The sequence below is a fragment of the Sorangium sp. So ce367 genome, from assembly GCF_051520455.1.
Taxonomy (GTDB): domain Bacteria; phylum Myxococcota_A; class Polyangia; order Polyangiales; family Polyangiaceae; genus Sorangium; species Sorangium cellulosum_B.
This window is the reverse complement of record NZ_CP150334.1, coordinates 12,812,070-12,825,140: the sequence shown is the minus strand read 5'-3', so window position 1 is coordinate 12,825,140 and position 13,071 is coordinate 12,812,070. Positions and strand designations below refer to the sequence as shown.

General features: G+C 67.1%; 14 protein-coding genes and 1 pseudogene. 5 read left to right on the top strand and 10 right to left on the bottom strand.

Annotated elements, in window-relative coordinates; translation table 11 throughout:
• Nucleotides 1-171 precede the first annotated feature (171 nt).
• The 5 genes from WME97_RS48755 to WME97_RS48735 form a co-directional block, all read right to left on the bottom strand.
• Nucleotides 172-1,764 (bottom strand): MFS transporter, encoded by a 1,593-nt coding sequence (locus WME97_RS48755; protein WP_437548046.1) that lies wholly within the window; start codon nucleotides 1,762-1,764, stop codon nucleotides 172-174.
• A 3-nt stretch (nucleotides 1,765-1,767) separates the two neighbouring features.
• Nucleotides 1,768-2,220 (bottom strand): Rrf2 family transcriptional regulator, encoded by a 453-nt coding sequence (locus WME97_RS48750; protein WP_437548044.1) that lies wholly within the window; start codon nucleotides 2,218-2,220, stop codon nucleotides 1,768-1,770.
• Between the two features lie 977 nt (nucleotides 2,221-3,197).
• The gene (locus WME97_RS48745) at nucleotides 3,198-3,692 is read right to left on the bottom strand and encodes an acyl carrier protein (RefSeq protein ID WP_437548043.1); all 495 of its coding nucleotides are present in this window, start codon (nucleotides 3,690-3,692) and stop codon (nucleotides 3,198-3,200) included.
• Between the two features lie 114 nt (nucleotides 3,693-3,806).
• Nucleotides 3,807-4,112: a hypothetical protein gene (locus WME97_RS48740; protein WP_437548041.1), complete on the bottom strand. Its 306-nt coding sequence runs from the start codon at nucleotides 4,110-4,112 to the stop codon at nucleotides 3,807-3,809.
• 266 nt (nucleotides 4,113-4,378) lie between these two features.
• Nucleotides 4,379-5,572 (bottom strand): lipase family protein, encoded by a 1,194-nt coding sequence (locus WME97_RS48735; protein ID WP_437548039.1) that lies wholly within the window; start codon nucleotides 5,570-5,572, stop codon nucleotides 4,379-4,381.
• Between the two features lie 513 nt (nucleotides 5,573-6,085).
• Here WME97_RS48735 and WME97_RS48730 point away from each other — a divergent pair.
• A pseudogene (locus WME97_RS48730) lies at nucleotides 6,086-6,448 on the top strand (dihydrofolate reductase family protein); the annotation flags it as partial.
• A 68-nt stretch (nucleotides 6,449-6,516) separates the two neighbouring features.
• Here the strand turns inward: WME97_RS48730 and WME97_RS48725 are convergent.
• From WME97_RS48725 to WME97_RS48715, 3 genes are all read right to left on the bottom strand, one after another.
• Nucleotides 6,517-7,041, bottom strand: coding sequence for an SRPBCC family protein (locus WME97_RS48725; protein ID WP_437548037.1), 525 nt, complete (start codon nucleotides 7,039-7,041; stop codon nucleotides 6,517-6,519).
• Nucleotides 7,028-7,384 (bottom strand): ArsR/SmtB family transcription factor, encoded by a 357-nt coding sequence (locus WME97_RS48720; protein WP_437548035.1) that lies wholly within the window; start codon nucleotides 7,382-7,384, stop codon nucleotides 7,028-7,030. The genes WME97_RS48725 and WME97_RS48720 overlap by 14 nt, the downstream gene beginning before the upstream one ends.
• A 141-nt stretch (nucleotides 7,385-7,525) precedes the next feature.
• A complete protein-coding gene (locus tag WME97_RS48715; RefSeq protein WP_437548034.1) occupies nucleotides 7,526-9,202 on the bottom strand; it encodes a tannase/feruloyl esterase family alpha/beta hydrolase in 1,677 nt (558 codons plus the stop codon).
• Nucleotides 9,203-9,373: 171 nt separating this feature from the next.
• On the opposite strand from WME97_RS48715, the gene WME97_RS48710 reads away from it, so the two are divergent.
• The 4 genes from WME97_RS48710 (at nucleotide 9,374) to WME97_RS48695 (ending at nucleotide 11,819) form a co-directional block, all read left to right on the top strand.
• Complete coding sequence (locus WME97_RS48710; RefSeq protein WP_437548032.1) at nucleotides 9,374-9,712, top strand: ketopantoate reductase family protein; 339 nt, start codon at nucleotides 9,374-9,376, stop codon at nucleotides 9,710-9,712.
• Between the two features lie 247 nt (nucleotides 9,713-9,959).
• The gene (locus WME97_RS48705) at nucleotides 9,960-10,406 is read left to right on the top strand and encodes a YciI family protein (RefSeq protein ID WP_012234792.1); all 447 of its coding nucleotides are present in this window, start codon (nucleotides 9,960-9,962) and stop codon (nucleotides 10,404-10,406) included.
• A 356-nt stretch (nucleotides 10,407-10,762) separates the two neighbouring features.
• Entirely contained in the window at nucleotides 10,763-11,299 is a 537-nt protein-coding gene (locus tag WME97_RS48700; protein WP_437294639.1) for an IS630 transposase-related protein, read from the top strand.
• On the top strand, nucleotides 11,238-11,819 hold the full coding sequence (locus WME97_RS48695; RefSeq protein ID WP_437548030.1) for a transposase: 582 nt from the start codon (nucleotides 11,238-11,240) through the stop codon (nucleotides 11,817-11,819). Before WME97_RS48700 ends, WME97_RS48695 begins: the two co-directional genes overlap by 62 nt.
• Before the next feature lie 43 nt (nucleotides 11,820-11,862).
• On the opposite strand, the gene WME97_RS48690 is transcribed toward WME97_RS48695, so the two are convergent.
• Together WME97_RS48690 and WME97_RS48685 are read right to left on the bottom strand one after the other, a co-directional pair.
• A complete protein-coding gene (locus WME97_RS48690; protein WP_437542332.1) occupies nucleotides 11,863-12,516 on the bottom strand; it encodes a transposase in 654 nt (217 codons plus the stop codon).
• Nucleotides 12,513-13,001, bottom strand: a complete 489-nt coding sequence (locus WME97_RS48685) for a helix-turn-helix domain-containing protein (RefSeq protein WP_437541932.1) — start codon at nucleotides 12,999-13,001, stop codon at nucleotides 12,513-12,515. The genes WME97_RS48690 and WME97_RS48685 overlap by 4 nt, the downstream gene beginning before the upstream one ends.
• Between the last annotated feature and the right edge of the window lie 70 nt (nucleotides 13,002-13,071).

The following is a 13,071-nucleotide window of genomic DNA, read 5'->3' as shown; positions in this document are numbered from 1 at the left end:
TGGCTCCTGCTCGTTGTGAACTACTCATGGCCTTTGGGGCGCCTCCACGATGTACTTCTCCTCGACGCGCGCGCTCGTTCAGGGAGCGCGCCATGTCCGGCTCGAGGTCCGTCGCGATCACCTCGCCCTCGCTTTCCCTCGTCGTCGTGGTGGCTCGTGCCGGTCGCGTCGCTACGCATCGCTGACGGGCGCGACTGCTGCTTCCAACGGGCGCCCAGATTCGTTGGACGCCGCAGCTTCGGGGCCGCGCGCCAGCACGTAGACGAGCAAGACGGCCATCACGGCGACCCCGACCCACATGGCCTGCTGCCAGCCGTCGACGAACGATTCTTGCGCGGAGCGAATCAGCGCACGCGAGTAGGGGCTCGATCCGTCCGCCACAGCGAATGCGCTGGCGATGCCTCTGCGGGCAGTGTCGGCGGCGGCCGTCGGGATTGCGTGCAACCTGGAGTCGATGGCGCTGCGGTAACCGGTCGTCAGCACCGCTCCGAGGAGCGCCACGCCCAGAGCTGTGCCGAATTCCCTGGTGATGTCGTTGAGCGCGGAAGCGACACCCTGACGCTCGCGCGGCAGGGCCGTGGTGATGGCCTCGGTGGATGGAGTCATGGACAGCCCCATGCCGAGTCCCATGGCCAGCATGCCAGGCAGCGCAGAGAGGTAGCCGCCGTCGACCGAGACCATGGCCGCCATGAGGGCGAGGCCAGCGCCTCCGAGGAGAATCCCGGAGCCCATCGTCACGCGAGCACCCATCTGTGCGGCGATCCGCGGGGCGAAGCGAGAGGAGGCCATGCTGAGGACGGCCATGGGCATGAGCGCGACGGTGGAACGAAGCCCGGACCAGCCGAGCACAGCCTGAAAGTAGGGGTAGAGCGCGACGAAGAACCCTGCTTGCACACCGAACACCGCGAGCAGGGACACGGAGCCGCTCGTCAGGCCGCGTTGACGAAAGAGCCGGAGGTCGAGCAGCGGCGCTTCTTGACGCAGCTCCCATGCCGCAAACCCAATTGCGCCTGCGGAGCCGGCGAAGAGCCCGAGCAGCGTCACGGGCGCGGTCCATCCCCGCTCTGGCCCTTCGTGCAGGAGGAAGATGAACCCGACCACCGCGACGACCGACGACAGGGCGCCGACGACATCGAACTTGCCTTCAGGGTCCTCGCGCGAGTTGGGGACGGATCGCATGACCATGAACGCAGCCGCGGAGACGAGCACGACGGGCAGGACGAAGAGCCATCGCCAATTCGCCGCGTCGACGAGGAGGGCCGACAGGAACATGCCGAGGACGCCGCCACCACCGGCGACGGCGGACCAGACGCCAATCGCTCTGGAGCGCTCTTCCGCCGGGAACGTTGATGTGATGACGGCGAGCGTGACGGGCATGATCATGGCCGCGCCAACACCGCTGAGAAATCGCGCCGCGAGCATCACCGCAGGAGAGGGCGAAAGGCCCGCTGCCGCGTTCGCGACGCCGAAGACCATCAGTCCTGCGAGCAGCACTGGTTTACGGCCCCAGCGGTCGCCGACGGCGCCGAGCGGCAGCAGCAGCGCGGCCAGGGTGACCGCGTAGATGTTGATCATCCACAGCACCTCGCTCTGTGAAGCGCCCAGCGCCACGGCGAGCTGCTGCTGCGCGACGTTGAGCCCCGATACAGACGCGATCACCGCCATGAGGGCGGCGCACACGCCGGCCAGGACGGCGCGGCGCTGGGAAGGGGCGTCGATGGCTCGATCGGCGGCGCCTGCTCGTGTGGATGGATTCGCCTTCATCGTTCATCTCATGTCACTGGGAGGCGCGGGGCGAGCAGCCACCCGAGTCCGCACGTCCTCGCCCAGGGCCGCGAGCGTCACCTCGCCGAGGCGCGACAGGAGCAGCGACTCCGCAGCCTCGAACGACTTGTTAAGAGCCGCGTTGACCGCCTCTTCGACGGCGCAGCCGGGCGTCTCCGTCCGGTTCCCCATGGCAAGCAGCGAGGGCGAGCCGAGCGCAGTGTAGATGTCGCGCAGGGTCACCTTCGCGAGATCGCACGCCAGGGACCACCCCCCTCCGTGTCCCTTCTCCGACCGGACGTATCCCTGCTCCCGGAGACCGGCCATGACCCGCCGGATCACCACGGGATTGGTGTCCATGGCTTTCGCCATCTGCTCGGACGTCAAAGGCCCCTCGTGCTGGGCCATGTGCAGCAGGACGTGAAGCACCCCGGAGAGTCGGCTGTCTCGTCTCACGCAACTTATGATGTTACATTACCGGAGGGTTGTCAAGGAGCAGGGCCGCGGAAGCTCGGCCGTCGACCCGCGCCCGCGCGCTTCGGTGGCCTTCTCGAAGGGAAGCGCTCGCCGCGAGCCTCGACAGGCCCGGGGGGACGGCGCCTGGTGATCGGCCATGCGGTCGACGTAGGCCACGTCCCGGCGGCGGTAGCCGCGACGTTACGTTGCCGGGGCAGGCTTGCTTACCTCTCCGGCGTTGGCGCTGCGCCGAGCAGCCCGCCGATGGCCTCGTGAACGACCCGGGCCGCCTCCGCATCCCGGAGGGCGACGGCCGCTCGAGGGACGGGATTGTTCCGCCTCCGTGCAGGGGGCACATGCGGCAGCGTGCTCGTCACCCAGGGACGCTGCGCTTCATCCAGGGACGCGGGCTCTATCGCCCCCAGTCCGGCCCGCGCCCGCCGGAGTTCTTGCGAGGACCCGGGCTGCGCGCTCGCGCTCTACGTTCTCGCGCGCCGACATATCGAGCGCGAGCCGGGGGCTCGGCGAGCGCCTCCGCCGCCGCGGCAGCGAGCGTCGCGGCCCGCCGGCCCCCGGCCCGCCACTCCGCCGCCATGGGCGATAGCCCGGCGGGTTGTCGAAAACCGCGGCGAAAACGCGCCCTCACCGCGTGGCGTGCGGCATGTGTGCCACGGCGGCGAACCTGATCGAGGACGTCCTGCCCGAGGTGGCGCACCGTCCGTGGGTGTTGACGTTTCCGTTTCCGTGGCGGCGCAGGCTCGCCCAGGACGGGGCGTTGTTCGGGGTGCTGACCCGCATCTTCGTCGAGAGCGTGGAGCGGTTCTACGAAGAGCGCGCCGAGGCGCGTGCGGCGCGGCATGCCCCCGAACCCATCGGGACGGTCTACGAATACGAGGAGAGAAAGCGGCTCGCTCGGCGGCATCGGGGGCACGACGCTGCCGAGCGTGTACTCATCGCGCAGGCTCCCCCCCGGCTGGTCACTTGCTCTTCTTCCTGGAGACGTACGAGACGATGTTCGCGATCGTGCCGAAGTTCTCCAGCACGATCTCGTCGGAGGCCACCTTGATCCCGAACTTCTGCTCGATGGACATGACGACCGCGAGGGCTTTCGTCGACTCTAGTTCGCTCTGCGACAGGGGGACGCCGGCGCCCAGATCGGCAGGGACGCCGAGGGAGGTGGTCAGGATGTTTCGGATCGTCGCCTCGTCGTTCTCGGGGCGCATCGCCGCCAAGACGTAGGGCATGTCCTTGGTGCCATCGCCGCCGGCGTCGGGGATGAGCATGCCCAGCCAATTGAGCGTGTCTCCTCCAATCAACACGTATGCCGTGCCCATTTTCGGCTTGGATTTCCAGTCACTATCGCTGTTGCACCACAGGGACGCCCTTTCCCCGTCGTTGATGGTGACATTCGCGTTGGTCGCAAGGATGGTCTCGCTGGCTCTCGTTGTCACGGTGACGCTCGCGATGTCCATTGGGGCCTCCATTGCTGCGATGGTCTGCTGCTGGCGCGTGGCCAGCGCATGAATTCTTTAAGGCGATTGATGGGGGACGGGCGCAGGGAGCGCCGTGGTTTTATGAGATGATCTCTATTTGCCGCCAGCCTTCTTGAACAGATCGAGCGCATTGGGCGTGAGCTTGAAGTCCGGTTTCAACGAGCTGTGGCAGGACTTGCAGTCCTTCACCTCGGGGACTTTCTCCTTGGCAGAAACGATGAACTTCTTCATCGTTTTCACGGCCTCGGGCTGGCCACCCTTCGCACACGCGAACTTGACGAGGCTGGTCTGGAACTCCTTGCGTACACAGGCATCGTCGGCGCTGGACTCCTGGGGCGCAGCCAGCGAGAAGATGACGGCAGAAGTAACGGCAAGAGCAAGCAAAGCGGATTTCTTCATGTGTTTCGTCTCCTGAGGATGCAGGTCCTGTCGGTTCGGGTGTCACGCGTTGCAGTGTCGCGACAGAAGTTCAGCCGCGGTCCGTCGAGAAGATCGCGAAGCTCAGCGCGTCAGCGAGCGCGGGAAGACGAAGCAACTTCGATTCCACTCGACGTCGGACGGCGCGGCGACTTGAAAGATGCGCGGTGCATGCGCCGGGGCAGTAACTGTAACAGGTACAGGTACACCCCGCGCTCCCGCATCCAGCCGAGCGCGGGCCTTCCGCGTTACAGGCCGAGCGCGTCGCCGAAGTGGGGCGCGGTCGCCATCACGGCCTGGCGAATTTGCTCGGCGTCCGCGGACGCGGGCACCTTGAAGGTCTTCTTGCCGACCGTGACCTCCTTCTGGGGCCGCGGGGGCACGACCTCGATGTACGAGGGAATGGTCCCGCCGGCATTCTTGACGGCGTCCGCGAGCGTCGAGGGGATCTGGACGGATTGGCTCTCGGTGGACGGCGGATGAAGCGCGGGCTGGATCTGGTTGTCGAAGAAGAACAGGTCGTAGGCGTAGAGGTGCTGGAAGCCGGCCTGGTCGAAGTAAAGCTTGCCCAATAGCACACTCCCTTTGAGCTCGGTCCGCTCCGTGGGCGTGTAGTTGAAGTCCTTGGTCGCCAGCGTGGCGATCCCCGCGGCGATCCCGGCGATGAAGCCGCCGATCAGGTCGGTTTCGCCATAGATCGTCGCGAGCTCGGAGAGATCGGACGCGGACCAGACGTGAGGGACCACGTCGCGGTCATTGTAGAACCCATCGACGGTCACGGTCGTGTTCAAGTAGTCGGCGAAGACCTTGTTGCCCGGCGTGGGCCCAGCCACGGGCATGGTCAGGACGGTCGACTTCCTGCTCGCGTCCCACAGGAGACTGACGTTCTTGATGTAGAGCGCCAGGGTCGGGGCGAGCGCGCCGCCGAGGCTGTGACCGGCGACGGCGAGGTTCAGGGCGCCTTTCTTCGATTCCGCCGCGAGGAAATCCATGATTTTGACGCCGGCCTGGGGGGTCCCTGCAGACGCGGGCGTGTTCAGCAGGTTCGCGAGGCCGAGGTAGGTACCGTCCGAGATCGCGGCGCCCGCGGGGGCGCCGAGGAGCATCCAGGGCGTGGTCCCGGTCACCCCGAGATCCTCGTAAACGAAATCGAACGCATTCGCGAAGTTCGTCCCGGCGATGCCGATGACGTAGTTGTTCGTGCCCTCCTGCTGGGCGACGTACATGATGTTGTCCGGGTTGCCCGAGGGGTCGGAGAAATAGAGCGCGGGCCCCCAGACCACGCTCCACGTGCCGATCTTGTCTTGCATGCTCCGGAGGGCACCCTTGATGTCCCCCAGGGTGTTCTGCACGGCACTGGAGCCCGCATACCGCTGCCCGAGGTTCGCGATCATCGCGATGGCGTACCTGGCCTGTTGATCACGCGACGGATAGAAGCTCATGGGAATCACCTTTCCTTGTCATCTCGATTGGCCCCTGGCCACCGTGGCCCGGGAGGCGTTTGCTTCACGCGATCGGGCACGTCAGCAAGGCCTGTGCCAACGGCTCTCGTTCTCGTGGAGCATGAAGACATCGCGTGGGGGACCACCCGGCGCGCTGGAATGATGCACCGCGCAGCGATTGAGGAGGGCGACCGAGGACATGAGGAATGAGTGTCCTGTCCGCATAGGTGAGGACTGGAGGCAGCCCATCACTCCATGAGCAGCGCCGACGCGGCGGCCGCCGTACTGGAAGAGCACCGTTCTCGCCGCAAGCTACCGAAGACGTCCCACCCAGTGCAGGGGGGACTCAGGGATCCCTGCAGCTGCACATCTTGCCAGAACGTCAGATTGGGCCTGTGCTTTGCGACACCACGGACTCGAGAGCCTTGCGAGATGACAAAGCCGAGAGCCTCGCCGTGCGCATTGCAATACCGGAACATTGACCGAGGCCTCGTTCCGAAGGAGACTCGCCGCATGGGACTGCTGACCTTCGCCATCAACGTCACCCTGGACGGCTGCGTCGACCACCAGGAGGGGATCGTCGACGACGAGACGCACGCCTTCTTCACCCGCCTCATGGACGAGAGCGGCGCGATGCTGTGGGGCCGCGTCACCTACGAGATGATGGAGAGCTACTGGCCGGCGGTCGCCCGCGGCGACGAGGAGGCGCCTCCGGCGATTCGCGAGTGGGCGGTCAAGCTGGAGACCAAGCCGAAGTACGTGGTGTCGTCCACGCGCAAGGACTTCCCGTGGATCAACAGCCACCACATCGCCGGCGATCTGCGCGTGGGCGTGCAGAAGCTCAAGGACGCGACCCCGGCCGGCGTGCTCCTCGGCGAATGCGCAGCGCCGAGAAGGAGGACCGCGCTCGTCGCGCTCCCCGGCGCCCCTCCCGCGCGATGGCTTCAGGACGATCGCGCCGTCGTACCGAGCGTGACGAGGAGCTCATCGAGCTGCTCGAACGTCTCGCCCATCCCGTTGTACGCGCCCGAGGCGAGGGCGGCGTCGCGCGCTTGCTTCGATCGATAGAGCTCGTGCAGCACCTGCAGCGTCTTGCCGCCTTTTTCCTCGAGGGTCACGGTCGTGACGGCGCCATCGTCGCCCGCTTCGTCGTTCGTCCACACGATGCGCGAATGCGGTGTCACTTCGAGGTACGTGCCGAAGAACGCCATCGGCTGCGCGGCATCGTGACCAAAGACCAGGCGGTAGCTGCCGCCGGCGCGAATATCCGCTTCGTAGGAAAGTAGAGGCACGGGCATCGACTTCGGTATCCACCACCGCCTGAACAGCTCCGGCGTGGTCCACGCCTGGAACACGATGCGCGCCGGGGCATCGAAGGTCCGTGTGACGACGATCTCGCGATCGGACTTGGGTTCCACCGTCGTGCGATTACTCGTCAATTTGGGCTCACTCTCTTTACTTGCGTCCATCGACGTTCTCCTTTCGTTTCAGCTCCTCGATGACCTTGTCCAGCTCGTCGAAGCGTGCGGCCCAGAGCTGGCGGTACCTCTCGATCCACGCCGTCTCTTCGTCGAGCCGGCGCGGGCCGAGCTTGCAGGTACGCACGCGGCCGACCTTCTCGGTGGTGACGAGCCCGGCCCGCTCGAGGACGCCGACGTGCTTCTTCATGCCCGTGAGGGTCATGTGAAACGTCTCGGCGAGGTCCGTGATCGAAGCGTCGGCTCGTCCGAGCTGCTCCAGAACGCCGCGCCGGGTCGCGTCGGAAAGCGCGGCGAAGGAAGCATCGAGGCGGGCACTCGAATACTGAACCATGTGGTTCAGTATATAACGCGCGAGTCGGCGTCGTGCAAGAGGAGATCGAGCGCGTGCCCCGTCGCGAGCCGACTCACCCCAAGGCGGTGGGGCGGGGCGGAGTGGGCCGCCGTGGTCACGCTGGCGACGCCCGCGGCCGCGTCAGGGCGCCGCGCACTCGAACGACGCGGCGTCGTCCGGATCTCCCGCCCCGCGGTACCTCGCGAAGGTTGGATACCTGCAGAGCGGTCGCGTGCGCCCCGGCACGCCCGCCAGGTCCGTGACGACCTCGGCGTCACCAGGGTCCTCGCCGGCCTCGACCCACCTCTCGAGCGCGCTGAGGCCATCCCAGGACACCTGGAAGACGGTGCTCACGGAGTGCTGGAACCCAGGGACCTCGTAGTAGCGCAGCATCGCGCCGGCGGCCGTCGCGCCGAGCGACGCCTGCAACCCGTCCACGTAGCGCTCCGTCGTCCGCGGGCTCGTCAGCATGTCGCCCGCGCCATGGAGCAACAGGAGCTTTCCGCCCCGCGCGGCGAAGCCGCCCATGTCGGCGTCCCCCACGTCGAGCGCAGACAGCTCCTGTACGCGCGTAGCGTGGGGGCCGAACGTCCGCACGTCGAAGGTTCGATAGTCGAATGACGGATCCCTGACGACGACGTGGCGCATGAAGCCGTCGACGAGGGCCGCCGCGAACGAGCTGGTGAGCGGGTCGACAGGAAAGGTCGGCGCGCGCGAGCCAAGGTCGACGGACTGCACGTGAGGCTCCAGCGGCGAATCGGTCCCGACGCCCTGTGCAGCCGAGTACACGTTGAAGCCAGCAAACTCGGTGTCACCGTTGGCGAGCGGCGACGCCAGCCGTACGGGCGCGTCGATGGCCTCCAAGGCGTGGATCTGCGCGTCAGACAGGCACGCGTCGCCGGTGTCCTCACCACCCATACAACGTAGCGCCGTCACGTCGAATCGCCCGTTGCAGCTCGCCACGTCGCCGACCACGCCGTCGGCCAGACCGTCGAGAGCATCGCATTCAGCCAGCACCGCGTCCCATACGAGGCTGCGCTTCGCCGCGCTCGGGAACGCCCCTGGAGCCGACAGCGCCTGCAGCGTCGCGGCGAGGCCGAGCGTCAAGCTCACCACGTCGCGCGCCGGGTACAACACGAGCGCGCCATCCCAGTCGGCCGGGAAGCGCGCCGTCGCGAACAGCGCTTCGCGCCCGCCCGTCGAGCTCCCCACCGCGTAGAAGCGCGCCGCGCCGGCCCCGTAATACGCCCGGATGATCTGGCCCGCCACGTCGCGCGCCTTCTTGGGGGCGTCGGAGAGCCAGTTGCGGTAGGCCTCCTCGTTCGCGAGCGCAGAGGCGTCCGCGCCGGGCGAGGCGGCCGTCGATTGGTGTCCACCATCGCTCGCGAACACGGCGTACCCGCGCGCGAGCGGCGTCGGCGCGAGCGTGTTGAGCGAGTTGCCCGTCACGTCGGGGATGACGCCGTCGAAGCCGCCGCCGCCGAGCCACACCGCCTTCTCGTTCCACCGGGTCGGCAGGGCTACCGCCAGGAAGATCGACGGCGCCTTCGGATCGACGGGGAGCACCTCCGCCGAGACCAGGCAATGCTCCGGCTTCGTGACCTGCCCGTCGGTGCGCGCCGGGACCTCCACCGCGGATACGATCTCTGCACCGCCCGTGGGCAAGCCGATCTGAGCCGCGTGGAACCGCGTCTCCGCGAGCCCCGCGCAGCTCCCAGCCTGGTCGTCCTCGCCAGGCAGGTCGCCCACGCATCCGAAGAGCGTGCCTGTCGTTATCGATGCGGCGCACAGCGCATTCATCCCGCGTCTGAACTTCATGTCGCCACTATCGTGTTGGCGCCAGCGATCGTCAATGCGCGCTCCTGACAAGCTGGTTTCCAGCCATGAAAAACGAGCAGGCCGAGCCGCGGCCCGCGTTTATCGTTTTTGCAAATCGAATTGGCGTCGGTGCGCGTTGCGCGGCAGCTCGCCCGGCCTCAGTGCCGACGCATGCGAATCGCGATCATCGGTCCCGGCGCCATCGGGAGCACCTTCGCGCATGCGCTCGCCCGGGCGGGCCACGACGTCACCGTCATCGCGCGCGGCCAGCGCCTCGCGTGGCCGCAAGGTGATGTTCATGTTCAACACCTTCGAGTCGATCGCCCCGCTGCGGGAGGCCGTGGGCGCCGAGCGCTTCGCCTTCGGCTTCCCCGGCGGGGTGTTCGCGCTGCTCATCGATGGTCGGGTGCACCCGCCGGTCATCGGCGCCCTGGCCCGGCTGCCGCGACGCGGGTCCTTCACGAGGCGATCGGTCGGCTGCTCGGGTTGCCGGTGGCGCCGGAGGGGTGAGCAAGCTTGGACCAAACGCCGCAGCGCCGCCCTGCCGGCCCCGGGACGACGAGCTCCCCGTCCGGGTCCACCGTCCAGCTCCGCCCGCCAGAAGAAAACCTCGTGACTACGAAGCCTCAGGTGTAATTAAAAAAAGATCGCCCCGCGTGTCGATCGCGTGGTCGCCCGTTCGTCGTGACGGTGGAGGCGGGGCCGGGCGGTCGACGCCGCCGGGGCGCTCCTCTTCGAACCGGAAGGAAACTCGACGATGCGATTCATGATCACCGCGACACGGGCGACCGACGACGCGAAGCACGACGCACAGGCAGCGGCGGATGCGCCCCCGGACGAGGCGCTGTTCGCCGCGTACATGAAATACAACGAAGACATGCAGAAGGCCGGCGTGCTGATCGCGTCCGAGGGCCTCAATCCCGCCGGGGCACGCGCGCGCGTCGGGATTTCGGGGGGGAAGCGCGTCCTGCTCGACGGGCCCTTCGCCGAGTCGAAGGAGCTCGTCGGCGGCTTCTACCTGATCGAGGTGGGCTCGAAGGAAGAGGCGATCGCCTGGGCGCTGCGCTGCCCCGTCGGGCTCGGGAGCGCCGAGGTGCTCACGATCCACCAGATGACGGAGCTCTCGGACATCCCGCCGCGGTTCAGGGAGATCATCGCCGAGGTGGCGCCGACGTGGAGCGTGTCCTTCTCGAGGGCGCAGTAGGCCGGGCGACGAAGCGCCGGCGTCATCAATGTCCAAGCCGGCCCGACCACGACCGACAGAGACCCCGGGAGAAACGGGCGCGCCGACGTAGTACCGGGAGGTCTACCCCATCCGCCGGCAGACGTGCGTGGGTCGCCATGTCGCGGGCGGCATCGCGCCCTTCCGCTCGAGGAGTCGGCGACGGTCGTGTCCTTGGCGAACTGGATCCGCGACGTGACCCGGAACGGGTCGATGCCTCCCTGGGCGCCGACCGGGCTGTTGGTGCGCGTGTTTTAGAGCGGTTTTCAGCCGAGTCTGGTACAGCCCGAGCTCGACCACACCGGATCGTGGCACAGTACCTGCCCAAGGTCTGCCCCATGAGCCCGTACAGTCTCGATCTGCGCCGGCGAATCGTCGATGCCTACGTCAACGGCGAGGGGAGCATTCGGGAAATAGCGGAGCGCTTCTCGGTCGCGCCGAACACTGTGCAGAATTACCTCACCCAGGTGCGCGCGACAGGCAGCCTTGCGCCCTTGCCGCACGGTGGTGGAGTGGGGCCGAAGATCGACCGGGCGGGGCTGGATGAGGTGCGCAAGCTGGTCGAGGAAAAGAACGACCGGACGCTGGCCGAGTTGGCTGAGCAGTTCGAGCAGCGGCAGGAGGTGCGTGTCAGCATCCCGACGATGCATCGGGCGCTGCAGCGGCTGGGCATCACGAGAAAAAAAAACGCTTCGAGCGAGCGAGCAGTATCGGCCCGCCGTCCGCAAGCGCCGCGCTCAGTTCCGGCGGCAAGCACGAAGAGTAGGCGCACGCCACATCACCTTCTTCGACGAGTTCGGTCTGCATCGCGGGATGGCGCGGCGGTACGGTCGTGCGCGTCGCGGGCGTCGGGCGCGCGGCAGGGTGCCGTGTAACACCGACCCGAAGATCACGCTCATCGTCGGCCTGAATCTCGGCGGCGCTGTAGAACCGATGGCCTTCGAGGGGTCCATGAACGGCGCCATCTTCGAGGCGTACATCCGCGACCGGATCGCTCCTCGAGTGCAGCCCGGCGATGTGATCGTTGTCGACGGGCTGGGTGCACACCGTGCTCCCGGTGCTCGCGCTGCCGTCGAGGAGCGCGGGGCAAAGTTCTGGATTTTGCCGCCTTATTCGTCTGACCTGTCGCCGGTGGAAGGCTGCGGCAGCAAAGTCAAGGAGCTCACCCGCGCCGCCGCCCCGCGCTCGGTCCCTCAGGTATACCGAGCCATGGGCCGAGCCATCGGTCTGGTAACTGATCGCGACGCCAAAGGTTGGTTTCAGCACACCGGCTACATCCGTCCACCGCGTCGTCCACCTCCCTCGCGTGCCGGCGCAACCCGGAGGATGGCGCCGCCCGGCGAGCGCTCTCGCGCTCCGCCAGCGGGGATGCCCTGCAGCATAGGGAATCAGTGAGCCCGAGCAGCAGCTCTTGTACCAGACCCAGCTGAAAACCGCTCTAGAGCGATTCGCGATTGGGTTTGGTACAGACCGTGCCCCTCGAGCTGGGCGTTGGCGGATCCCGAGCGCGACTTTTGCGAGGCGTGCGAGCCCGCGGCGCACGGCTCCGAGGCGTGCCCCTGCGCTGCGGTCTGGGACGAGGAGGTCGGTCGAGGTAACCCGCATGGCGGAACCAGCCTTCGGCGTCCTTCGGCGTCACCTGGTGGAGGGCCCTGTCCATCGCGTCGAGCACGCCCACCACGGTCCGCTGCCCAGCGGTGCGGAGGGTCTGCTTGATCTTGCTGCCACACTCTTCCACCGGCGAGAAATCCGGCGAGTAAGGCGGCAGCGGGTGGTAGTCGGCACCCGTCGCCTCGATGGCCGCGCGGACCTCGGGGTATAGATGTGGCTTGAGTCGATCCACGAGCACGATGTCGCCAGGCCGCAGCACCGGAGCCAGATATTCCTGGGCGTACGTCTCAAATCGAGGACGATTCATGGCGCCTTCGAAGACCACCGGCGCCACCACCCCCTGCAGCCCCAGCCCGAGCACCAGCGTCAGGTTCGGGTCCGCGTTCGCCGGCGCCTTGCCGTAGGCCCGCTGCCCGCTCAGGGCGTAGCCATAGAGCCGGGTCATGCCCAGGTTGGCGCCGAACTCGTCGACGAAGATCAAGCGGCGCGCATCTGTGGTCCCCGCCCAATTTTGAAAACTCGCGCGGGCCTGTTGAACGTCCGGGCGGTCTTGCTCGCTGGCACCCAACGTCCTTTTTTTCGGGTGATCCCCATCCGGTGCAGCGTACGGCTCATCGTCGAGACGCTGACGTGCACATGGTGACGCTGCTCCATCTGCTCGATCAGTTCCGCCAATGTCCGGTCGTTCTTCTCTTCCAGCAGCTTAATCAGTGCCCGCTCGTCCGTCTCGTCGAACTTCCGTGGCGTGCCGCCGCCGTGCGGACTCGGCGCGAGGTCGCCCGTGGCGCGCAGCTGCGTGAGATAGTTCTGCACCGTGTTCGGGGCGACCTCGAACCGCTCGGCCAGCTCCCGGATACTTCCTTCACGGTTCTGGTAGGCGTCGATGATCCGCTGCCGCAGATGGATGCTGTACGGGCCCATGCGGTAGGCAGCAGCATCAGCGATGCCACCGTCCCGCCCGACCATGCTCAGCTTGTACCAAGCTCAACTGCAAATCGCTCTAAATTACATAACAACGGTCTGGGCCGATGGGCGT

Excerpts from the sequence above, each read along its gene's own strand:
- WME97_RS48755 (WP_437548046.1), bottom strand. The coding sequence starts at position 1,764 with ATGAAGGCGAATCCATCCACACGAGCAGGCGCCGCCGATCGAGCCATC.
- WME97_RS48745 (WP_437548043.1), bottom strand. The coding sequence starts at position 3,692 with ATGGACATCGCGAGCGTCACCGTGACAACGAGAGCCAGCGAGACCATC.
- WME97_RS48740 (WP_437548041.1), bottom strand. The coding sequence starts at position 4,112 with ATGAAGAAATCCGCTTTGCTTGCTCTTGCCGTTACTTCTGCCGTCATC.
- WME97_RS48735 (WP_437548039.1), bottom strand. The coding sequence starts at position 5,572 with ATGAGCTTCTATCCGTCGCGTGATCAACAGGCCAGGTACGCCATCGCG.
- WME97_RS48725 (WP_437548037.1), bottom strand. The coding sequence starts at position 7,041 with ATGGACGCAAGTAAAGAGAGTGAGCCCAAATTGACGAGTAATCGCACG.
- WME97_RS48720 (WP_437548035.1), bottom strand. The coding sequence starts at position 7,384 with ATGGTTCAGTATTCGAGTGCCCGCCTCGATGCTTCCTTCGCCGCGCTT.
- WME97_RS48715 (WP_437548034.1), bottom strand. The coding sequence starts at position 9,202 with ATGAAGTTCAGACGCGGGATGAATGCGCTGTGCGCCGCATCGATAACG.
- WME97_RS48710 (WP_437548032.1), top strand. The coding sequence starts at position 9,374 with ATGCGAATCGCGATCATCGGTCCCGGCGCCATCGGGAGCACCTTCGCG.
- WME97_RS48705 (WP_012234792.1), top strand. The coding sequence starts at position 9,960 with ATGCGATTCATGATCACCGCGACACGGGCGACCGACGACGCGAAGCAC.
- WME97_RS48700 (WP_437294639.1), top strand. The coding sequence starts at position 10,763 with ATGAGCCCGTACAGTCTCGATCTGCGCCGGCGAATCGTCGATGCCTAC.
- WME97_RS48695 (WP_437548030.1), top strand. The coding sequence starts at position 11,238 with ATGGCGCGGCGGTACGGTCGTGCGCGTCGCGGGCGTCGGGCGCGCGGC.
- WME97_RS48685 (WP_437541932.1), bottom strand. The coding sequence starts at position 13,001 with ATGGTCGGGCGGGACGGTGGCATCGCTGATGCTGCTGCCTACCGCATG.